22 protein-coding genes are annotated in these 22,317 nt (G+C 45.8%); 7 read left to right on the top strand and 15 right to left on the bottom strand.

What is annotated here, in order from left to right:
* Window positions 1–58: 58 nt before the first annotated feature.
* On the top strand, window positions 59–988 hold the full coding sequence (locus ACED41_RS08430) for a carbamate kinase (protein WP_371724785.1): 930 nt from the start codon (window positions 59–61) through the stop codon (window positions 986–988).
* A 211-nt stretch (window positions 989–1,199) separates the two neighbouring features.
* Here the strand turns inward: ACED41_RS08430 and maiA are convergent, their stop codons facing one another.
* Genes maiA through hppD form a run of 4 tightly spaced genes read right to left on the bottom strand, consistent with a single transcriptional unit; the run spans window position 1,200 to window position 5,232 of the window.
* Window positions 1,200–1,889, bottom strand: a complete 690-nt coding sequence (gene maiA / locus ACED41_RS08425; RefSeq protein WP_371724784.1) for a maleylacetoacetate isomerase — start codon at window positions 1,887–1,889, stop codon at window positions 1,200–1,202.
* 54 nt (window positions 1,890–1,943) lie between these two features.
* Entirely contained in the window at window positions 1,944–2,981 is a 1,038-nt protein-coding gene (locus ACED41_RS08420; RefSeq protein WP_371724782.1) for a fumarylacetoacetate hydrolase family protein, read from the bottom strand.
* A gap of 9 nt (window positions 2,982–2,990) precedes the next feature.
* The gene (locus ACED41_RS08415; RefSeq protein WP_371724781.1) at window positions 2,991–4,166 is read right to left on the bottom strand and encodes a homogentisate 1,2-dioxygenase; all 1,176 of its coding nucleotides are present in this window, start codon (window positions 4,164–4,166) and stop codon (window positions 2,991–2,993) included.
* Window positions 4,159–5,232 carry a 4-hydroxyphenylpyruvate dioxygenase gene (hppD, locus tag ACED41_RS08410; RefSeq protein WP_108155996.1) on the bottom strand — a complete coding sequence of 358 codons (1,074 nt, stop codon included), beginning with the start codon at window positions 5,230–5,232 and terminating at the stop codon, window positions 4,159–4,161. Before hppD ends, ACED41_RS08415 begins: the two co-directional genes overlap by 8 nt.
* 83 nt (window positions 5,233–5,315) lie before the next feature.
* Between hppD and ACED41_RS08405 the strand changes: the two genes are divergently transcribed.
* Complete coding sequence (locus ACED41_RS08405; RefSeq protein WP_371724780.1) at window positions 5,316–5,546, top strand: hypothetical protein; 231 nt, start codon at window positions 5,316–5,318, stop codon at window positions 5,544–5,546.
* A gap of 123 nt (window positions 5,547–5,669) precedes the next feature.
* On the opposite strand, the gene ACED41_RS08400 is transcribed toward ACED41_RS08405, so the two are convergent.
* Window positions 5,670–7,718, bottom strand: coding sequence for a DUF3466 family protein (locus tag ACED41_RS08400; RefSeq protein ID WP_371724779.1), 2,049 nt, complete (start codon window positions 7,716–7,718; stop codon window positions 5,670–5,672).
* 309 nt (window positions 7,719–8,027) lie between these two features.
* Between ACED41_RS08400 and ACED41_RS08395 the strand changes: the two genes are divergently transcribed.
* The 3 genes from ACED41_RS08395 to ACED41_RS08385 all read left to right on the top strand — a co-directional run bounded on the left by ACED41_RS08395 (window position 8,028) and on the right by ACED41_RS08385 (window position 10,594).
* Window positions 8,028–8,273: a hypothetical protein gene (locus tag ACED41_RS08395; protein ID WP_010432281.1), complete on the top strand. Its 246-nt coding sequence runs from the start codon at window positions 8,028–8,030 to the stop codon at window positions 8,271–8,273.
* Window positions 8,274–8,561: 288 nt separating this feature from the next.
* Window positions 8,562–9,932 (top strand): ATP-binding protein, encoded by a 1,371-nt coding sequence (locus ACED41_RS08390; protein ID WP_065584490.1) that lies wholly within the window; start codon window positions 8,562–8,564, stop codon window positions 9,930–9,932.
* A complete protein-coding gene (locus ACED41_RS08385) occupies window positions 9,929–10,594 on the top strand; it encodes a response regulator (protein ID WP_010432275.1) in 666 nt (221 codons plus the stop codon). The genes ACED41_RS08390 and ACED41_RS08385 overlap by 4 nt, the downstream gene beginning before the upstream one ends.
* Before the next feature lie 75 nt (window positions 10,595–10,669).
* Here ACED41_RS08385 and ACED41_RS08380 read toward each other — a convergent pair whose 3' ends face one another.
* The 6 genes from ACED41_RS08380 to ACED41_RS08355 form a co-directional block, all read right to left on the bottom strand.
* A complete protein-coding gene (locus ACED41_RS08380) occupies window positions 10,670–11,329 on the bottom strand; it encodes an HAD family phosphatase (RefSeq protein WP_102320939.1) in 660 nt (219 codons plus the stop codon).
* A 1-nt stretch (window position 11,330) separates the two neighbouring features.
* The gene (locus ACED41_RS08375) at window positions 11,331–12,350 is read right to left on the bottom strand and encodes an ABC transporter ATP-binding protein (RefSeq protein WP_108195142.1); all 1,020 of its coding nucleotides are present in this window, start codon (window positions 12,348–12,350) and stop codon (window positions 11,331–11,333) included.
* Window positions 12,350–13,135: an ABC transporter permease gene (locus ACED41_RS08370; RefSeq protein WP_004732591.1), complete on the bottom strand. Its 786-nt coding sequence runs from the start codon at window positions 13,133–13,135 to the stop codon at window positions 12,350–12,352. Before ACED41_RS08370 ends, ACED41_RS08375 begins: the two co-directional genes overlap by 1 nt.
* Entirely contained in the window at window positions 13,135–14,028 is an 894-nt protein-coding gene (locus ACED41_RS08365) for an ABC transporter permease (RefSeq protein WP_371724778.1), read from the bottom strand. Before ACED41_RS08365 ends, ACED41_RS08370 begins: the two co-directional genes overlap by 1 nt.
* Window positions 14,025–14,924, bottom strand: coding sequence for an alkaline phosphatase family protein (locus tag ACED41_RS08360; protein ID WP_371724777.1), 900 nt, complete (start codon window positions 14,922–14,924; stop codon window positions 14,025–14,027). The genes ACED41_RS08365 and ACED41_RS08360 overlap by 4 nt, the downstream gene beginning before the upstream one ends.
* A 61-nt stretch (window positions 14,925–14,985) precedes the next feature.
* On the bottom strand, window positions 14,986–16,089 hold the full coding sequence (locus ACED41_RS08355; protein WP_371724776.1) for an ABC transporter substrate-binding protein: 1,104 nt from the start codon (window positions 16,087–16,089) through the stop codon (window positions 14,986–14,988).
* Between the two features lie 211 nt (window positions 16,090–16,300).
* Here ACED41_RS08355 and ACED41_RS08350 point away from each other — a divergent pair, with 211 nt between their 5' ends.
* Window positions 16,301–17,029 carry a UTRA domain-containing protein gene (locus ACED41_RS08350; protein WP_004732583.1) on the top strand — a complete coding sequence of 243 codons (729 nt, stop codon included), beginning with the start codon at window positions 16,301–16,303 and terminating at the stop codon, window positions 17,027–17,029.
* A gap of 108 nt (window positions 17,030–17,137) precedes the next feature.
* Here ACED41_RS08350 and ACED41_RS08345 read toward each other — a convergent pair whose 3' ends face one another.
* From ACED41_RS08345 to ACED41_RS08330, 4 genes are all read right to left on the bottom strand, one after another.
* Window positions 17,138–17,992, bottom strand: a complete 855-nt coding sequence (locus ACED41_RS08345; protein ID WP_371724775.1) for an amino acid ABC transporter ATP-binding protein — start codon at window positions 17,990–17,992, stop codon at window positions 17,138–17,140.
* Window positions 17,985–18,650 carry an amino acid ABC transporter permease gene (locus tag ACED41_RS08340; protein ID WP_371724774.1) on the bottom strand — a complete coding sequence of 222 codons (666 nt, stop codon included), beginning with the start codon at window positions 18,648–18,650 and terminating at the stop codon, window positions 17,985–17,987. Before ACED41_RS08340 ends, ACED41_RS08345 begins: the two co-directional genes overlap by 8 nt.
* A 122-nt stretch (window positions 18,651–18,772) precedes the next feature.
* Window positions 18,773–19,411 carry an amino acid ABC transporter permease gene (locus ACED41_RS08335; protein ID WP_017061227.1) on the bottom strand — a complete coding sequence of 213 codons (639 nt, stop codon included), beginning with the start codon at window positions 19,409–19,411 and terminating at the stop codon, window positions 18,773–18,775.
* A gap of 131 nt (window positions 19,412–19,542) precedes the next feature.
* Window positions 19,543–20,409 carry a transporter substrate-binding domain-containing protein gene (locus tag ACED41_RS08330; protein ID WP_065584482.1) on the bottom strand — a complete coding sequence of 289 codons (867 nt, stop codon included), beginning with the start codon at window positions 20,407–20,409 and terminating at the stop codon, window positions 19,543–19,545.
* Window positions 20,410–20,648: 239 nt separating this feature from the next.
* On the opposite strand from ACED41_RS08330, the gene ACED41_RS08325 reads away from it, so the two are divergent.
* Window positions 20,649–22,163 (top strand): PLP-dependent aminotransferase family protein, encoded by a 1,515-nt coding sequence (locus ACED41_RS08325; RefSeq protein WP_017061225.1) that lies wholly within the window; start codon window positions 20,649–20,651, stop codon window positions 22,161–22,163.
* Window positions 22,164–22,317 lie beyond the last annotated feature (154 nt).

Here is a 22,317-nt window from a genome sequence, read left to right as displayed (position 1 = left end):
ATCGGGCACGAGTCTTCTTTGGGTTATAAATTGAACAAAGTGTGCTCGCGCCCTGATCATGCGCATAGTATTAGCTTTAGGCGGTAACGCTCTTTTAGCAAGAGGCCAAGCATTAACGGCTGAAAACCAACGCGAAAATATAATCAAATCAGCGGCGAGTATTGCCGCGATCGCACGCGAGCATGAGATTGTTATCGTTCATGGTAATGGCCCACAAGTAGGTTTGTTGATGGAACAAAACGCGGCTTATAACGAATATTCGCCTGAGACGACCCCGTATCCAATGGATGTACTCGGCTCTCAAACCTGTGGCATGGTGGGCTATATGTTACAGCAAGAACTAAGAAACATTGACCCTGAATTAGACGTAGCGACGCTAGTCACGCAAACTGAAGTATGCAAAAAAGACCCTGCGTTTGCTAACCCAACTAAATTTGTTGGCCCTGTATATACAGAGCAACGAGCTAAAGAGTTAATGGCTCAAAGCACAATGCAGTTTAAAGCTGATGGCGAGTATTACCGTCGCGTTGTGCCTTCTCCTATGCCAAAAAGCATTGTTGAAATTCAGCAAATTGAAACTCTTCTAGATACAGAAAACCTTGTTATCGCTTGTGGCGGCGGTGGTGTTCCCGTGAGTATTGAGCATGGTAAGAGTACTGGCGTAGAGTGCGTAATTGACAAAGACCTTACGGCTGAATTACTGGCTGAAAAAATCCATGCCGACTTATTTATTATCTTAACCGATGGTTCGATTTTCCGTAACTATGGTAAAGAAGACCAAGCAGAAATGAAGCAAGCAACGCCTGCTGGTTTAGCAGAATTTTCATTCCCTGCTGGTTCTATGGGGCCAAAAATTGATGCCGTTTGTAAGTTCGTTGAAGCTGGATTGGGTAATGCGGCGATTGGTTCATTATTTGATTTAGATAAAATAATTACCAATGAAGCTGGTACTCTGATTACTAAAGGTGAAGGTATTTTTTATTATTAATATTATCGAATGATAATCACCACTAATATAAAACCTTGGGGTAAAGCCTTTTAATTAATAACAAGGCTTTTTATTAAATCCATATTAGTTCTAAACGAGATAAATATTCACACACTAACTGTATTTAATATATTTAATGTTGGAAACCGCTTCTTTCAAGAAGCGGTTTTGGCAGCGTAAGGGAAAAGTATTTGCGTTTACATCAGTGAATCTACATGGAATCATTCGCATCCGCCTGATTCTCTGGCATCGCATCAATAAAAGCGGGTAACTGATTGCACGCTTCGACAATAGAGTTAATCAGCGGATAAGGCGACATATCAACGCCAAAACGCAGCGCGTTATACACCTGTGGCACCAAGCAAATATCGACAATGCATGGTGAATCGGTGAGGCTATACACCGAATCACCGTGTGCTTTTCTGTGCTTTGCCAGTTTCTCTTCTAGAGCACGGAAACCTTGGTTCATCCAATGATGAAGCCAGTCCATTCTCGCCTCTTGCTCGCACGACAACTCTCGCTCCAAATACTGCAACACACGCAGGTTATTCAGAGGGTGAATTTCTATCGCAATATCCTGAGCCATTGCCAACGCTTGATAGCGCAATGGTGTTTGCTCTGGAATCAACAAGGAGTCTGGGCTGCTCTCACACAAATAGTTTTCGTCCAAGTATTGCAAGATCGTCAGCGACTGATTGAGTTGAACTTCACCATCCACCAGCACCGGCACTAATTCACTGGCATTGAGTTCGCGATATTGTGGATCATGCTGCTCGCCGCCATTACGCACCAAATGGACCGATTTAGACTCATAGTTGAGTTGCTTTAGGTTTAATCCAATACGCACCCGATAGGCAGCCGAAGAGCGCCAGTAACCATAGAGTGTGATCTTCTTGTTCATAAAGAGCCCTCGTTCATAACGTTCCTCTCTGTCGCTTTACTCTTGTCGCTATCCCTAGCGTGGTCGATATTGACTCACTTTCTGGTCAATCGCGCCAAAGATCGAGTCACCAGCCTCATCAAACATCTCTAGGCGAATCGAGTCGCCAAACGACATGAATTGAGTCGAAGGTTTGCCATCGCGAATCGTCTCAATGATGCGCACCTCGGCAATGCATGAATAGCCCACGCCGCCCTCGGCAATTGAGGTGCCGTGGTCAGTGCCTTGCTTATTCGATACCGTGCCTGAACCTATGATCGCGCCTGCCGATAATGGTCGAGTTTTAGCTGCATGCACAACCAACTCTGCAAAATTGAAGGTCATATCTACACCGGCATTCGGACAACCAAAAGGCTGGTCGTTGTAGGTCGATATCAACGGTAAATGTACCTTACTGCCTTTCCATTGCTCGCCAAGCTCATCAGGTGTTACCGCAACCGGAGAGAACGCAGAAGACGGTTTAGACTGGAAGAAGCCAAAACCCTTAGCAAGCTCCGCCGGAATCAAACCGCGCAGCGACACATCGTTCACCAACATCAGCAAGCGAATCGAGTCGTGCGCTTGTTTAGCGCTAGCGCCCATCGGTACATCACCGGTCACAATCGCAACCTCACCTTCGAAATCGATGCCCCACTCGTCGCTGGCAAATTCGATATTGTCACAAGGGCCGATAAACGCATCTGAGCCGCCTTGATACATTAATGGATCAACCCAGAAGCTTTCTGGCATTTCAGCACCACGCGCCTTACGCACCAGTTCAACATGGTTTACATAAGCACTGCCATCCGCCCATTGATATGCGCGTGGCAGAGGTGATTCACAATACTGAGATGCAAACACTTCACTGCCAGTCACATGCCCGTTGTTTAACGAGGTGTATAACTCTTGTAACTGAGAAGCCACGCTGTCCCAGTTATCCAATGCTACCTGCATGGTTGGCGCTAGATGCATCGCATGGAAAATTTCGGTGGCAGCCACACACTGTTTGAGATCTTTACTCACGACCATCAATAGACCGTCGCGAGTGCCATTTTTCTTGGTTGCTAATTTCATCCTTGTCCCTTACTTCTTATCGTCAGCCATGGTTTGAGAACCTGTCTCTTGCAAACCAGTGTCTTGCCAACTGTAGACATATTCTTTGTTCTCAACGCTATCGAGTTCATCAGAGAACTGCAGCGCGTGGCGAGTATCGATCATCACCGCGACTTCATCAGTGAACTTTTTCTTATACGCTTGCCCTGCCTTAAAGGCTTTTGGGTGAGGCCCATGCGTGAAGCCTGCAGGGTGGAAGGTCACCATGCCCGCTTCAATGTTATCGCGGCTGAAGAAGTCACCAGCGTGATAGAACAGCACTTCATCGTAGTCGTCATTGTTGTGATAGAACGGCACTTTCAACGCACCTGGATCGCTCTCAATCGGGCGTGGCACAAAGGTACACACTACAAAGCCTGCGCCAACAAAGGTCGTATGCGCAGACGGTGGCAAGTGGTAACGATGTGACATCAGCGGTCTGATATCGCGCCAATTCACTTTCACCACAGCCAAATCCCCATGCCAACCAATCGCGTCTAAAGGATTGAACGGATAAGTGATCACACTGACTTTGTCGTGGCGTTTCACCTGAACTTGGGTTTGATCTTCGGAGTACTGAGCGCGGAATTGATCGTTGATCGACGGGATTTCAAGAACCGCTGGATCAAACACCGCGTGATTGCCGACCATGCCCTTCTCAGGCAAGGAATAAGCCGCGTCGGTGTTCTCAATCATCAAGATGAACATCGGCTCGCTTGGCTCTAAACGCCAGTTGGTCGAGCGCGGGATCATCACGTAATCCCCTTCACTCACCGCTAGATGACCATAGTCACAATAGAGATCGGCGCTGCCTTGGTGAATGAACAGCAGCTCATCACCGTCGGAGTTACGCACTAAGAAATCCATCTTCTCATCCATGCGCCACACGCGGATTTTGCAGTCCGCATTGTGCAAAAGATGTGGCACCGCCCAAGGGGTTATCTGGCTGGCTTTTTCCACCAGCGTAAAATCAAAAGCGCGAGGGCGCAGATCACCCTCCCACTCCGACCAACCTGTTGGGGCATGCTGGTGATGAAAGTGAGCGGCAGAGCCAAAGAATCCACTTCGGCCCGCTTCTCGCTCATAAATTGCCTCTTCGGGGAAGTCGGCGTGCGCTTGTTTAGAGCACACCCCCTCCCGATGAGGAAACGAGATCCATTTATGCATCGTCTAATACTCCTCGACGAATCTGGTCCTCTTCAATCGATTCAAACAGCGCCTTGAAGTTACCTTCACCAAAGCCTTCGTTGCCTTTACGCTGAATGATTTCAAAGAACACAGGCCCAATTACCGTCTGTGTGAAAATTTGCAGCAAGATGCCGTCTTTGGTCGGCGCGCCATCAATCAGAACCCGTAAATCGCGCAGCAGATCGGTGTCTTCACCGTGGCCCTTCACACGCTCGTCGACTTTCTCGTAATAGGTATCTGGGGTTGGCATAAAGTCCATGCCGCGATCACGCAGGGTTTTCACGGTTTTGTAGATGTCATCCGTTGCGAGCGCGATGTGTTGGATGCCTTCGCCGTTGTATTCGCGGATGAACTCTTCGATTTGTGATTTGTCGTCTGAAGACTCATTGATAGGGATGCGGATTTTGCCACATGGCGAGGTCATGGCTCTGCTCACAAGGCCTGTCAGCTTGCCTTCAATGTCGAAGTAGCGAATCTCGCGGAAGTTACCGATGCGCTCATAAAACCCAGACCAAACATCCATATTGCCTTGTTTCACGTTGTGCGTGAGATGGTCGATTTCATACAAGCCAACATTGGCTTCGGCCATGCGCTGTTCCGCATCGTCATAGAATCGGAAATCGACGTCATAGATGCTCTGCTTGCCATAACGATCCACAAAATAGAGCAGGCTTTCACCGATGCCGTAAATGGCAGGAATACTCAGCTCCATCGGCCCTATTTCTGTTTTGTACTCTTCACCGCCGCCCTTAAACGCTTGTTCCATTGCAGCTGTCGCTTCGTTGACACGAAAAGCCATGCCACAGACCGATGGCCCATGCACTTTAGCGAACGCTTCCGCTTGACTGTGTGGCTGTTCATTAACGATGAAGTTGATGTCACCTTGTCGATACAGCCAAGCCTCTTTTGAGCGATGCTTGGCGACCTCAGCAAAACCAAGTGACACAAACAGTGCTTTAAGTTGCTCAATTCCCTTGTGGTCAACGGCCGTGTATTCAACAAACTCGAATCCATCCGTGCCAAGCGGGTTGTATGTATCCACCATGAACTTTCTCCTTGTACCTATTGGTTTTGTATTACGTGTTTTTTGTCCTTAATTAAATTTGGCCCACAAGCGGAAAGATTGGAATGCATCGAAGGAAATGGGCAATAACGCTAAAAACCCGTCAAATTGTAAAATATTTGTTACACACAAAACATCGCAACAACAAAGTGAGTGCTATCAAGGGATTGAAAGAGGGTGGTTTGATTTACAGCAGAGCAAGAGATGTTATTGAATTGTTACATGTGATTTTTTTGGCTAAAGCAGAAAGAGATAAGTGTATGTTGAACGTAAAAAGAGCATCACAAAACAGGTGATGCTCTTTTAAAAAGCTTCATATCCCAGCGGTATTCTTATGGGACGAAGTATCAAACCTAACCCATTACTTTAATGGTTGACGGTCAAATAGAGGTTGTTTCTCTCGTGAGCACGTCATCAATTTAGGCAATCACAGAACGAGACTTTTTCAAGCGAACTGAAAGCACGGACATTAAACTGATAAGCACCAATAGCCCGGTACCGGCACCACTACGTTCAACATCTTCAGCGCTATCATCACTTCTTTCAGCAATGTCTTCACTTGTTGCTCCAGATATCGGGATAAGTTTTACAGCCACCACCCTCTCGTCACCTACTCCATCATTACAATAAGCAAAGTGTGCGGTTGAATCATAAGCCATAGAAGAGGAGCTACTTTCACTCGCAAAACATTGTATTGCCGTCCCTGAGATAACACCCGCGTCATTAATGTCGGTTGCGTCCAATATTCTAAAGTGGTTGTTGGCATCACTGTAGTCACCACCGTTAGTTAGGTCGTCTAACCACCAAGCTTGATCATTATATCTTGCACGTCTATCAGCATCGGTACCAATGTCGTTGTAAGGGAAAATGAAGCCGCGATGCCTCCTTTCATGGCCGTCTACTTCAGAGTGAGTTTCTGCGTCAACATAGCCAACAATTTCATTGTAATTATTGATCTCACTTGCTTTTCCTTCTGCACTATCAAAGAAAATGTCTTCACCTAAACTTGCGAAGAATGTAGCTGTTGGCGTTGTGTCATTCGCATCAGCGACAAACATACGATTGTCAGACACACGATCCGACGGATAATCACCATCTCGTTTTGCATAACCAATAACCATCATGTTTTCATTAATGTCTGTTGCGACAGAATTACTGTGAATGTATGAATCACTCACTTCTACCGTCGCATTAGCGATAAATGTAGTCGTCCAAGCATTTTCCGAAACGCTGAAATTTGACGTACTGCTTGGCCTAAACACAGCAGCCTGCATAAGAAAGTTATCTGAATCATCTAGCTCCGTATTGTAACCGACTAAAACAGGATAAGAGCTATATGTCCCTCTAGATGAAATCGTTGCAGCCCTCACACTCGCCTGTGCTGAAGCTTCATCATCGTTGTAAGAGTAATAGGTCGAACTGGTTTCCCAATCAGATACTGAGAAACGGTTTCCATCATCATTGGGGCCATTCGCATCGGTTATATTCCAGACAAAAGCTCGATTAGCAAAAGCAAAGTTCTGACACTCTGGATATAAAGCAGGCTCAATATCTTCATCGATACAATTATCTAGATCCTCTGCATCACTGTCGGATGTGTACGGAGAGTCATAATCTTTATACTCATCACTGTAATAAAAAGTCGCAACGGACGCGCTTCCGACCACATAGCTTTCCCCTCCATAACTGAAAGAATCAAAAGCCATCGTTCTTCCCATTTGGGAGATTATATTCGCTTCGCCGTCAGCATCGCTGATCGTAATGCTGGTATCGGCTTCAGGTTGGAGAACCGTAAATTCAGTGCCTGTATCGTAGTAACCACGCTGCCTATACAACTGAATATATTGGTTGTTATAGCTGTAATAACCACTGCTGGTGTTACCAAGAACAAAACCATTCTCGTCAACTTTAGTGATCACCTTCTCCTCTGTTCCATCAACAAAGGAATAACTATAACTGCTCACATCAGGTGGATTACTGCCAACATCAGGGATATCACTTAACGAATAAGAGTCATAGAAAGCCGTGGAATTCGTCTGATAGCTCAGCTCGTAATATGCATCACGCTCATTTCTCAAGCCTCCAATGCCTGCATCCTCATCGCCATACCACAACAAAGAACTCCAAGCTTCACAAGTCGCGTAGCCAAGTTCACTTGTGCAGTAGCTATAGATATCGTCATAATCCAAATAGTAGAACGTGTTATCGATACCAAAAGGGACCTCCTCTTTAAAGGAAAAACCTGGTTCTGCATTTTGAGCTTCCCCTGCGAATGCGTAATCGGTGTCACCACAACTGGTACTAAAGCAATCCGTTGTACCAAGCTCTGGTTCAACTGCAACCCCATACACCGATTCCGTTTCTACTGGTGATTCCTCCAAAACCACCCTATAAAGAGCAGCGTTACTATAAGAAGCAACCAACAACGTAGAAGAGACAACGACTGATTTTTTTACCATTGCCTTCATTCTAAGGCTCCTAAAAAATAATCCATTTCAATACCAACGATAGCTTTCTGCCTTTATTGCTAAAGGCATTAAATTCATGAGTTCAATAATGGACTAGGATAAAAATAGAAAATGTGGAAACTATGTAGAAACAATGGAGGTTTAAACAACCTGACTTGATGGGCTGATGAACTGATGAACTGATGCCCTATTAAAGTTAAACGCTAACTTTCATCTCCTAGATTTATCCATTTTCTCTGCTAATTTGATCGCTAACCTATTTGCGTCAAAGAAATACACTTATATTTGGTTACGAATAGGAATTAAATTATGAAAAAAATCACGACAGCATTACTTTTACTGACATCGACATTCGCGCTTCAAGCGTGTGCTGAAAGCCGTGAAGGTCCAAGAGAAATGCCAAGTTTTGAAGAAATGGATGCAAACGGTGATGGCGAGTTACAATTAGAAGAGCTCAGAGGTCCACTCGCCGATGACTTTGATAAACTAGACGCAGATGGAAGCGGTGGTCTATCGGAAGAGGAAGTTCCGCCACCACCACCAAGACGTCAATAATGGTTAGAGGGTTATCCTAAAATAGTGATAATTCAATGCGAGCTGATGGGGTATAGCACCCTGTCAGCTCGCTATTCATTTCTAACAAAAGAGTGCTTATACATGGCCTAAGATGAATAAAGAAATCAATGTCCATATTTCCCACACGATCGAGGGCTAATATTGGTTTATCTCATTTTATTGTCTTAACTCACTCTATCGTCTTAATTCACTTTAATTTCTGGAGAGAACGTGCGCATATCAATTTTCACCAAACTGTTTGTTTCAATACTAATGGTGTGCGTGACCATGCTCTTTGTACTGACCTATTTTATTAACTCCAGTTTTCAAAGAGGGCTCCAAGATTTCACAAATAATAATGAGATTGCCCTAGCTCAAGAACTCGCCAATAACTTAAAGCAATATTACTCACCTTCCGAACAGTGGAGGCGGCTAGAGCGTGAACCACATTTAATCGCCAGTAGCATTGGCGGCCCCTCACGACCACATCCTCGTGACAGACACCCATCGCCACCACCATTAAGAGAGCCGGAAGCGCCAGGCCTTCAACCTATTTGGCAACGACTCAACATTTTAGATCAAGACGGGCGAGCCATAATTGGACCGCCTGAAAACCTACATCACCTTGAAGATGGTCAGCATCAAGCGCTAGTCGAAATAACACTGGATGATCAAGTTATTGGGTATATCTCTATCGTCCAGATGGATAAAATATCAGGGCCTTTAGCAGAAAGCTTTTTCAAACAACAAACGACGCATGTAAGCACTATCGCATCGATTACCGTGTTACTTTCATTCCTTATCTCTTTGTTTCTTGTTAGGCGATTTTTGAAACCATTGCGTGCTTTGTCGAAAGGTGCCAAATCTATCGAAAATGGCGATCTCGATTTCTACATTAAAAAAAGCGGCAATGATGAATTGTCCGATCTCATCGGAATATTCAACGGTGTTGTCGAGACACTAAGAAAACAGAAAACACTTAGAGAACAGTGGTTATCAGATATTTCACATGAACTTAGAACGCCTATCACCGTGCTTAGAAGTGAACTAGAGGCGCTACAAGACGGTATTCGATCACCTGAACCAAAATACATCGACTCGTTACATCAACAAATCATCACGTTGGGTCAACTCGTTGAGGATCTTCACCAACTCTCCCTGTATGACATCGGATTTAACCTCAATGTTAAAAACAACGTTGATATACATAAACTGATTGATTCTGTGATCGTTCAAAACTCGATCCGTTTAGAACAAAAAAACATCACATTAACAAAGCACTATGACCATTCGGCGCCACTGTTTACCTCGTGTGATGAGAGATTACTGACACAACTGTTTGTGAATCTGTTGGAAAATAGCGCACGATACACTAGCGATAATGGGCATGTATCGATAGATGTTACCGACATTAGTGATAGTATTATTATCAACGTTGAAGACAGTGATCCAGGTGTACCTGATGCATCACTTCCGCGTTTGTTTGAGAGGCTTTACCGCGTTGATAAATCGCGCAGTCGCTCAAGTGGCGGTTCTGGGCTTGGCTTATCTATCTGTAAAAATATCGTTGAAGCGCACCAAGGACACATTACTGCCGACCACTCAGAATTGGGTGGACTACGAATCATCATAGCGTTACCAAAGGAAATAAAATCGTGATCTTAGTCGTCGAAGATGAGCCTGCATTAGCAAGTGTACTGTGTGAGTACTTAGAGCACTCTGGCCTTGAAAGTCATCATATTATCGATGGTAACCTTGTCATTGACTGGGTAAAGCAAGCATCGCCTAAACTCATTATTCTCGACCTCATGCTACCCAATAGAGACGGGTTGGATATTTATCGAGAGCTGAGAACGTTCAGTGACATCCCAGTGGTTATGGCGACAGCCAAGGTCGAAGAGATCGATCGACTCGTTGGGCTTGAATTGGGTGCAGATGATTATATATGTAAGCCGTACAGCCCGAGAGAAGTAGTCGTGAGGGTGAAAAATATTTTGCGCCGTTCCAACAAGCCCCAAGCCACGTCAGCAACGAACGCCATTGATATTGATGAATTGAGTATGACCGCCGTCCTATGTGGTATTAAGCTAAGTTTAACGCCAGCTGAGTTTCGGCTTTTGCACCTTCTTTATCAAAATGTTGGCCGCATTTATAGTCGCGATCAATTGATTGATAAAATCTACGACGATAGAAGAGTGGTCAGTGATCGCACTATCGATAGCCATATTAAAAACTTACGCAAAAAAATGGTCTCGATAAATGAAAAATGTGACTACATCAAATCCATTTACGGGATAGGTTACAAACTAGAAATAGAATAATACGAATCATAAAGCCGCTTTCATCAGCGGCTTTTTTCGTTCTAAAGCGAACATAATTCAAAGATGGGATCAGCGTTAATCCCAGTTGAGAATCGACCAGTTCAGTTGATCGGCTAACGCTTTTAAACGCGGACATGGGTTCACCAGATAGGCAAAATCGGCATGTTCACACAAAGGTAAGTCGTTGATTGAATCCGTATAAAAGTGGATATCTGAGTAATTGGTTTCTTGATTGTCTAACCACTCTTTTAAACGCGTCACTTTGCCTTCACGATAGCTTGGTACGCCTGATATTTGAGAAGTAAAACGGCCTTGGTTTTCAATCAAATCAATACCGAGTGCATTCTCGATACCAATCTTACGGCCGACCGCTTCTACTAAGAAAGTGACGCTGGCTGAGATGATCAACATGTCGATATCGTCACGCTCTAACTGCTCAATCAAAGGTTTCGACTGCTTGAACTGTTTAGGCAAAATATGCTGTTCAACACACTCTTCCACCAAGGCGGTGACTTGCTCTGTTGGCATATCGGCTAATGGCTGCATGGAAAACGTGAGGTAATCTTCCATGTTCAGTTTGCCTTCCGAATACAGGCCCATTAAGCGTTTATCTTCATCAATAAAGTTGGGCGCAGTGGCAATGCCCTTTTCAACCAAGAACTCATTCCAAAGCATTGCTGCATCAGCATTGATCAGCGTTTCATCCATATCAAATACATACAAAGGTTTGAACATCTTAGGCTCTCACAGGTTGAATTTCGTTAAGGTTAAACAGGAGTTCAAGTTGGCTGCCGTTTGCCAACAGTCGTTCAGAGGAACGGTTTAATAAGTCGACCGTTAATTCACATTCATCGACATCTACCTGGTAGCGAATCACGTTGCCCAAGAGCTGGTGGTTACGAATGGTGCCCGTTTTCGGCGCAGAGATATGCTCGCCATATTGTCGACCTTGCTCTTTCACGTAGATAGATTCCGGTCGAATCGCCACTTTCCATTCCGTTTCAATGTTGAAAAGTTGCTTAGCTTGGTTTGCTTGCACCAAATTATAGTGCCCCATGAACCCCGCCACGAATTCATTGGCAGGTTGAGTGTAGATCTCTTCGGGTGTACCCGCTTGTACGATCTCGCCTTTATTCATCAAGAAGATACGGTCAGACATGATCATCGCTTCTTCTTGATCGTGGGTCACGAAGATCGTGGTCAGGTTCATCTCTTTTTGAATATCTCGAATCTGTTGGCGAAGGTGTTTACGGATCTTCGCATCCAACGCCGAAAGTGGCTCATCGAGCAATAGAATACGCGGCTTGACCACCAAGGCTCTTGCCAAGGCAACACGCTGACGCTGACCTCCCGAAAGCTGATGCGGGTAGAATTTCTCTTTACCCGTTAAGTCCACCAGTCCAATCACTTTCGCCACTTCACGTTTAATCTCGTCAGCAGCAAGCTTTTTCATCTTGAGGCCAAACGCAATATTGCCTTCAACCGTCATGTTCGGGAACAGCGCATAAGATTGAAACACCATGCCGATGCCACGTTGTTGCGGCACTTGGTGGGTGATCTCTTCGCCGTTGACCCAGATCTCGCCACCATCGACAGGGTTTAAGCCAGCCAAGCTGCGCAGCAGAGTCGATTTACCACAGCCACTTGGGCCAAGCAGAGTAATGAATTCACCCTTCTCAATTGAAAATTGAATGTCTTCAAACACTGTATTGTCACCAAAGCTCTTGGTGAGGTTTTTCGCATTTACATAACTCATTATTTTGTTCCCTGGCTGAAACGACTTGCCAACCAAGTCAGTAAGAAAATAAACAGGAAGTACGTCATCACTAGGGCTGACGTGAAGTGGCCGCTGGTTTGACGCATATTGTATAGGTAGATTTGCAGTGTCTCGTAGCGTGTTCCTACCAAGATGTTGGCGAACACGAACTCGCCCAATAGGAACGAGAACGACAAGAACAGTGACGCCATTAAGCCTTTCTTAAGGTTTGGCAGAATAATCAATAAGAACGCCTTGGTGGTACTTGCGCCAAGCAGATGTGCCGCGTCCATCAAGTCATGCAAGTTGATTGCTTCAAAGCTGTTGGCAATCGCACGATACATGAATGGCAGTGCGATGGTGAAGTAGGTGCCAATCAAAATCCACGGCGTGCCTATCAGTGAGATTTCACTGTCTGCATACAATTGAAGTAAACCAACCGATGACACTACTGGTGGTACAGCGAATGGTAATAAGATCAGGATATTCATTACCTTGTCGAGTTTAGGGAAATAGTAAAACACCACGAAAATCGCAGGCAGAACCAACACCACACTCAATGACAGTGCCGCCACGCAGATAAACAGTGAACGACCAAAGGCTTGCAAGAAGCGAGGATCGGTCAGCAGGTTGATGTACCAATCTAACGTGAAGCCATCCGGCAGGATCGTTGCGCCCCAACGAGAAGAGATCGAGTAAATAAAGGTCGCTAAGATCGGGATCATCATGATGCCGACAATCGAATAGACAACCGTTTTATGAAAACGAGTATTGACGGTGTTCATTACTTTCTCTTCCCTGCGTAGCTTTTGCTGATCAGCCATTGGTTAATCACGGTGATGAAGGCCAGCATCACCATCAGAATCACTGAAATTGCCGCAGCTAGGTTTGGTTCTAGGAACAAGTCGCCCGATACCAAGCTCGCGATACGAATCGTAATCACGTTGTAGTTGCCCGAGGTCAACGCATACACACTTGCGTAGGCGCCAATCGCGTTAGCAATCAAGATGATAAAGGTGCCGAACAAAGCCGGAGATAACACAGGCAGCGCGATTTTGGTCCAGTATTGCCAAGTTTTCGCGCCAAGCAGTGCCGAAGCGGCTTGCCAGTCGTCACTCAGAGCATCAAACGCTGGATACAGCAACAACACCGCCAATGGGATCTGGAAGTAGATGTAAATCGCCAGCAAGCCCCACTTGCCGTAAAGGTCGAAATCACCCAGCAATCCATACTGCTTGAGCAATAAGGTAATCGCACCATTGGTGCCCAAGATGATGATGAATGCGAACGACAGAGGCACACCAGAGAAGTTGCTGCTCATATTGGTAAACGCGATCACCGCATCGCGGATTTTAGAATCAACACGGCGCAATGAAGAGACCAACAGAGTTGCAATCGCCAAGCCAACAATGCTCGACCAAATCGACAACCATAAACTGTTGCCAAAAGCCTGCATCATAAAGGCAGAATCGAACACTTCAGCGTAGTTTTCGATAGAGAGTTCGTCGTCATAGAAGAAGCTGTTGATCAGCACCCAAACCATAGGTGCCAGTTGGAACAGATAGAAAAACAATGCGAAAGGCGCAAGCCACAAAGCGGGCTTGAAGCGTTGAAACAAAGATTTGGTTTTGGGTTTAAGCGCAGAGCCATCGCTCTGCGTGATTACAGAACTGCTCATAGGGCCAACAATTCCTGAGTGTAAGATTTATCGTGATCTAAGTTGAGTAGCTGACACACGCTGCCGCAGATGTCGGTCTGTTTCACTGCACAAGCTTGGTGTGTAAACTTATCGCCAATCACAAAGAAAGGCACTTCACGCTCTTCAGGCAGAATGCAACCATGAGACAGGTCATTGTTCATGCCATGGTCACTGGTGATGATCACTTGATAACCATCATCTACCCATTTCTCAAGGTAGTTCGATAGGTAGATATCCGCGCCACGAGCACTATTACGGTACTGGCGAGAATCCAGCCCGTGCTTATGTCCCATGTCGTCAATGTTCATTGGGTGAATCAATAAGAAATCAGGCTGATGAGTGACGCGCAGGTGCTCAGCATCCAAGAACAAGGCTTCATCTGGGTAGTGGTCCCAGTGGTAGAAACAACCGTGTTGGATGTTCATGGTTTCATCGTTGGTGAAACGGTCACGTACTGCATCAAATGGCGCTCGGTTATATAACTCGCTCACCCAATGATATGCCGCTGCAGCCGTCACTTTGCCCTGCGATTTAGCCAAGCTAAAGATCGACTCGTGATTCGATAAACGCACGATTTGGTTGTTAACGATGCCACTTTCGACAGGGCGAACCCCAGTTAAAATGCACTCATACAGCGGGCGTGACATAGATGGCAGCTCACATTGCACAGGGTAAAGCGTGGCGCGCAGCTTGTTTTTTTGCGTGCTCTGCGAAGTGCTCTGTTTATTGTACGAATCGCTCTGTTCATTGTGCGAATCGCCCTGTTTTATCTGCATATCACTTAGTTCTAGAAGACCGTTCAGGTAGCCCATGCAATCACGGGCTACCTGATAGTTCAGTCCATCTAGAACAACAAGGATAACCTTATTGCTCATGGTCTAATCTCTATTGCTTGTTTCTATAAGCCACCCGTTACAGGTGGTGTGTTAAGCGGGGTTATTGCTGGTGAATCAATACGCTTTCTTGCCATTGACGTGGCAGGCGACGTGCTGATTTTTCCCATGCTGAGAAGTCAGTCACTGGGTGAACATTGCTGTATTGCTCGTTTGAGATCAGCTTGTCTTGAACTGATTGAGGTAGCGTAATGTTGCTACGGATTGGACGTGCGTAACCTTCTGCTAGGTTGATTTGGCCTTGGTCGCTGAAGATGTATTCACGAGCCAACTTCGCCGCGTTCGGGTTTTGTGCGTATTTATTAATGATGGTGGTGTAACCAGAAATCACTGAGCCATCTTGTGGAATGCTGACGGTAAAGCGCTCACGGTCGATCTTGTCGCGGTAGTTCAGTGCGTTGAAGTCCCACATGATTGCCACTTCCACTTCGCCTTTTTCAAGATTCGCGATGCTTGGGTCGGTGTAAGACAGACGGCCTTGCTTCGCTAATTCACCAAAGAATTTAATCGCTGGTTTTAGGTTCGACTCGTCACCGCCATTAGCAAATGCTGCCGCTAGAATCGCGTTGTTTGCTTGCGCGGCTACACCTACGTCACCGACTGTTACTTTGTAGTCGCCTTCTAGTAGGTCACTCCAAGTTTTCGGCGCATCTTCAACAAGGTTGTTGTTGGAAATGAAAGAGATGGTGCCAGTGTAAGCCAGAGCCCAATGACCATCTTTGTCTTTTGCCCAGTCTGGAATGTCATTCCAAGTGGTTGGTTTGTATGGCTGCGTTACGTCTTTTTTCACAGCGACACGTGCAAAAGCAAAACCAACATCACCGATATCTGCGGTTGCGTTTCTTTTCTCTGCTTCAAATTTCGAGATCTCTTGCGCCGAGCTCATATCGGTATCCTGATGCTTCAAACCGTAGTTTGCTTTCAGGTCAGTCCATGTGCCTTTCCAGTTTGCCCAACTGTCTGGCATACCCACACTGTAAACTGCACCCTCTTTTTGAGCGGCTTCAATCAGTGACTCAAGATCAGCATCCTTCGCCATCGCTGGCATTGAAAGTGTTGCCGTTATTAGCGTTGCGCCGATTAATTTTGCAGGTGAACCGATTAATTTAGCTGGCGATACAGTTGAACGGCTAAGCAAAGTTTTCATTGTCTCTATCCTTCTGGACTAGGTCAGTAAGTTCGTTTTGTATGCTATAGCCGGAATGTGACGGTTTGCCGTAAGTTATTTGACAGTTCGAGTGCATTTACGTGGCAGTTATATTTCACTCATATGACAATAAGCCATTGTTTACTGTCACATTCCTGTTAACTCCATGGTTTACCTTATTAAGCACACGAACTTATGGACTAGATCAGTAATGAGAACATTGGGCACCGGGCAATCAGGGACACAGTTAGGAAGAATTAAGGCGAGTATTCGAGAGCAGCTTCAATCAGGTATCTTCATTGAAGGGCAAAAACTGCCATCCGAAAGAAACCTTAGCGAGCTGTTTTCCACCACACGAATCACGCTCAAAGATGCATTGGTGTCATTAGAAACCGAAGGTCTGATATACAGAGAAGAGCGTCGAGGCTGGTATGTGTCACCCGAACGAATTCGCTACAACCCGCTGTCTCGCTCTCACTTTCATCAAATGATTCGCGAACAACATCGTATTGCAGAAACAAGGCTGCTGAGCACCCGCACAGAGATGGCCGCGGGCGATTACGCCAAAGCATTAGAGATAGAACAGATAACGCCGATACACGTGATTGAGCGACTACGCTTTATTGATGGCCGAGCGGTGCTGTTTGTTGAAAACGTCTTAAAAGCGCCGTTGTTTGAGAAGGTGTTGTCAGAAAACCTCACCATGTCGCTGACAGGCATCTACCGAGAAAAATACGGCTACGAGACCCAACGCTCGCGTTTTGATGTAATTCCAACTTCTGCCCCTGCTCATGTCGCCAAGGCGCTGAATTTGGCTGAGGGTCAACCGGTGCTGAAGATCTGCCGTGTGAACTACAAGCAAGATGGCGAGTTGATGGATTGCGAACTGGAATACTGGCGACCAGACTCAGTAGTGATCCACATTGATAGCATTGGCTAGTACCACATCCTCTTAATGCGGTAGCAACACAAATACAAAAACTCCGACTGATTAGGTCGGAGTTTTGGATTTAGCGATCAAACATTAAGGTGATGTGGATCATCTAGTTCACGAATCAAGCTTGAGGAACTGCCTTACCCTTGGTGAGTCTGGGTTAGTGAAGAACTTCTCTGGGTTGGACTTCTCAATCAAGATGCCCTTCTCAAGGAATACCACTTGATCCGACACCTGACGCGCGAATTCCATCTCATGTGTCACAACCACCATGGTGTAGCCCTCTTGCGACAGTTTCTTCATCACCAACAACACCTCTTCGACCAATTCAGGATCGAGTGCTGACGTTGGTTCATCAAACAGCAACACATCCGGCTCCATCGCGAGAGCCCTGGCAATAGCGACACGTTGCTTTTGCCCACCCGATAACATGCTTGGGTAGTTCTCTAGTTTGTGCGACATCCCAACCTTATCGAGTTGCTTACGTGCCATCTCTTCGGCGTCTGATTTCGCTATCTTCTTAACGTGAACGAGCGCTTCCATAACGTTTTGCAACACGGTTAAATGCGGCCACAAGTTGAAGCTTTGGAAAACCATTCCAAGACGCTCTCGAAGTTTCGCCAACTCTTTGTATTTGAGTGGCTTACCCGTTTCAGAGTTGATACCAATACGCTCATCACCCATAAAAATCGTGCCGCGCTCTGGCTGCTCTAACCAGTTCATGCAACGCAGTAGCGTCGATTTCCCCGAACCTGACGAGCCGAGAATACTCACCACATCGCCTTTGTTGATGTTGAGGTTGATGTCTCGCAGTACTTCGATGCCATCAAACTGTTTCGACAGGTTTTCAACCTTGATGATCGTCTCTCGTTCTTCCAATAGTGGCTCGCACTCAATCACTTCCAAATTCACGCCCAAAGAAGGGTTAATCGGTGCTTCCGTTTCAAGAATCTCTGATTGTTTAAGCATGGCTAAGTCCTCTAAGTTCAACTTTGGTTTGGATTCGTTTGGTGATGGTTTCAAGTGCAATACTCACGGCCCAGTAGAGCGCGATAGCAATGATGAACGCATTCAATGGGATGAAGTACGTTGATTGAATGCTGTTGGCGGCCGCGGTAATTTCTGCGACGGTGATGATGCTAAGAAACGCAGTGTCTTTTAAGCAGATGATGAGTTGGTTCGTGATCAGTGGAACCGACTTAAACAACACATTTGGGGTAATAACTCGGGTAAATGTTTTGAATTTAGAGAAGCCATAAGCGTGCGCCGCTTCGATGTAACCTGGCTCTAATCCTTTACGAACACCTCGGAAAATCTCACAAAAATACGTACCATGATAGAGACTGAGCGCTATGATTCCCGCTGTCACTGCGTCCAATCGAATACCAACCTGAGGCAAACCGTAATAGAGCAGGTAGGCTAAGATCAGAAACGGTAAGGTACGCATAATGCCGATCAAACTGTTGATGGTGTACTTAACACCGAGTCTCGAGTTTTCGAGACAGTACAACAAACCAATACCTATGACGAAACTCAAGATTGAAGACGAGACAAAAAGATAAAACGTGGTCACAAAACCAGAAGCAAACAGCTCTTTTTGTTGCCAGATAATATTCCATTCTTCCATATTTACTCCTTATATTTACCCACGAGATAGCACTTCAATACGCAGATAAATCGTGTTTCTGACCAAGTAATCATAACGGCTAAACTGCGACTACTGCTGCTGTTTACAGATGTATGCACTTACTACTGCAGATAAGTAGCTCGGTTTTCAGCCACCGCTTGCAACTTCACCAACACGCCAATAATCAACATGTAAATGGCACCGGCACATAGAATCGGCCCAAGTGGTTCATAGGTAACCGCAGAGATTCGATTGGTGACACGAGTTAGGTCGACGATGCCGATCACCGCAATCGCTGGGCTGCCTTTGATTAAGAACGACATCTCATTGACTAGCGCTGGTAGGCTCATGATCACCATTTGCGGGAACATGATGCGGCGAAAATAAGTGATACGTCTCATACCAATGGCTTCTGCCGCTTCCATTTGTCCTTTTGAAAAGTTAAGAAAGGCATTGCGCCAAATCTCTGCATTGAATGCCGATGTATTGAGTGTGAGAGCTAAAATAGCAGAAACGTGTTTATCTAAATTGATGCCAAATGACGGAAAAGAAAGGAAAATAAACAGAGCCAGTGTCACCAAAGGCGTTGCTCGTGCCCAGCTGACATAGATACCCAACATTTGATCCACAAACGGGATTTTCATCATTCTAACTAAGGCAATCATTAGGCCGATGACGACACCTAATACAATCGATACTGCCGATATCCATGCCGTTGCCCACGCGCCCTGTAGTAACTGTTCCCAAGCGTAATAATCCATAAACGACCTCTTTGATCAGCGACTTCTTTCGATAGATTGTGCGCCAAAGACTCATGGGTTAAACCGCTTTGAACCCATTGGCATGGACACAAACAGCCGCTAACTGTTTGTGTCGGCGCATGCTTATTCATCTATTGAACGGCTGTTAGCTTGTGATACTGCTCAACCGAAGTGATGGCTTCTGAAGGGAGTTGGTCGAACGATTCACCGAACCACTTCTTCTGCAACTCTGCCATTTTTCCTGTTTGCTCAAGGTGTAGGAAGAATTCCGTTAGGTAAGCCAAAAGCTCAGGATTATCTTTAGGAACTGGCCAGCTAACGAAACCTGGGCCAGAGACTGCTTCGCCTTTTTTGAATACCTTTGACTTCGACTTCACTACCTCGTTAACTGAAACCACACTGTTGATCACATAGTCTATTCGGCCGATTGCCAAGTCGGAATACGCTTCTGGGTAGGATTGATACTGCACCACTTTACCCAAAGATTTGCCTTGTGCTTCGAGCATCACTTCGAGCTCTGGAAGCCTTTCTAGCAAAGCACTGCCCGCTTGTAAGCCCACTGTTTTTCCATCTAAATCGGCTACCGTATTAATATCTTCCGCGTCAGCTCTGGTTAAGAAGTAATGCTGCGCTGAAGCGATAGGTGGAGTGAAATCAAAGGCCTTCAAGCGAGCATCGGTAATGATCGCGCCAGTTAACGCCACATCATATTGACCCGCAGATACCGAAGCGAGTAGTCCTGTCCAAGGTAAGATCTCTTGTTCGATATCGAACTTCGAATATTCACGTAACTCATCAAGCAAATCTTTGTTAATCCCCGCAGGCTTACCGCGGTCGATATAGTTGAATGGAGAGTAGTTGTCTTCTGTCGCCACTTTCATGAAGCCTTGCTTTTCGATGGCTGCAAGCTCCGATGCTTGTGCGACTCCAAAACAACCCAGTACAACTGTCGCTGCCGCTGTTGAAACCCATGCCTTCATCGTCATTCCCTGTTTCATACGCTTTCCTTATCGAGATTATTTGCCTGCCTTTACTTTATGAACGGAATGCATCGGAGACGTAGAGCCAATTTAATTTTCAGGTTGGGACAGAACGATTTTCTAGTTTGGGACAACGTAATTTTCGGGGTTGAGAGAGAGCAAAACACACTCTTAAAACATCAATATGAACTCTGGCGCATTTCTTGCTCTTTTATACAAATTGGACTGAGGTTCACTGAGAATAAGGACTGTATCTCATGGCGATAAATCACAATTGTTTCATCGAGTTTGATTCCAAAAGAAGCCTGCAAGAACAAGTACGTAGCTATTTGGTGACGGCGATATTGAATGGTATTTTTCCGGCTGAACAAGCGCTTCCGTCTTGTCGTAAGCTGTCTAGCCAATTGGGTGTTTCACGCAATACTGTCTCGTTGGTGTACGACAGTTTGCTCGACGATGGCTACCTCATCAGTAAGCCTCGCAGTGGTTATTACCTTTCAGAAAAGTATGAAAACCCGAGTGATACTATCGACGCGAGTTTGGATCATTTTGAATCAGCCGACAGCGACAATGCACCGGATTGGAGCAAACGCGTTAAGCTGCAATTGGGCCAATACCCACGCATCGTCAAACCCTCGCATTGGAGTTGTTACCAATACCCATTTATTTTTGGCCAACCCTCTATCAATGACTTCCCATTAGCTCAATGGCGAGAAGCGACAAGAAAGGTCACCTCAGACCCACATGATCACCGCTGGCTTTGCGACAAGGTCGATAAAGACGTCGACATGCTGGTCGAACAGATACGCACAAGGGTGCTCCCACAGCGCGGTATTCATGCCCAAAGTGATGAGATCCTCATAACCTTAGGTTCGCAGAATGCGCTGTATTTGATTTCGACTTTGCTCATGAACCATCAGAGTCGAGTCGGAGTCGAGAACCCCGGCTACAAAGAAGCGAATCACATCTTCAATCTCTCTGGCGCGCAGTTACACCCGCATCAAGTGGATGAACAAGGATTGAGATTCAATGAGCACTCTTCACTGTGTGATCACTTCTATGTCACGCCTAGCCATCAAGCTCCAACCGGCGTCACCATGAGTGATGAGCGTCGAACTCAGTTACTTGAAATGGCCAAAGCCAATGACGCGGTAATTATCGAAGATGACTATGACGCCGAGTGCAACGTGGAGTGGAATCCTAAACCCGCGCTAAAAGCCAATGACAAGGAAGGGAGAGTCATCTATGTCAGCAGCTTCTCTAAGCTACTGGCACCCGGCTTGAGGTTAGGCTACATCGTGGCACCTGAAGAGTTAATCTACGACCTTAGAATACTGCGTCGCTTGATGTACCGACATGCGCCAAGCCGTGTTCAGATGGAAGTAGCGCACTTTATTGAACAAGGCTACTACGACAGCTTTGTGAGGCGCTTTAGAGAAAACACTCGCCAGCGCTGGAAGCTGATCAACGATGCTGTCTTGAAGTACTTACCTGACTGCAAGCGACTGGCTCAAAGCGAGCAGGCCAACTCTCTGTGGCTACAAACGCCCAGTCACATCAATAGCCAACGCTTAGCGTCACGAGCCGCACAAAAAGGGATTTTGATTGAGACAGGGTATTCTCACTTCATGACCGATCCTGAAACGAAGTTGAGCAATGAAACTTCATCCGAATTTGATCCTAATTCTTATTTCAGGTTGGGCTTTCACGCCATCGACAAAGACTTGATCGCCCCCGGCATTAAAGAGCTATCAGAGGTAATGAAGAGCTAGCATCGCGTTATATGGACGCTGTTATTCAAGCAATAACGTAAAAAAGAGCATCAATCGATGCTCTTTCTCGTCTATTCCTAACCAATTTGAAGCTAGGCACTCCGGAAAAAATAAGCACTTTGAAAAGGACGGGGAATCCTTTACCAAAGTGCCT

The organism is Vibrio sp. 1F255, assembly GCF_041439145.1.
Taxonomy (GTDB): Bacteria; Pseudomonadota; Gammaproteobacteria; order Enterobacterales; family Vibrionaceae; genus Vibrio; species Vibrio crassostreae_C.
The sequence above is the reverse complement of the archived record's forward strand: the minus strand, read 5'-3'. Positions and strand labels throughout refer to the sequence as shown.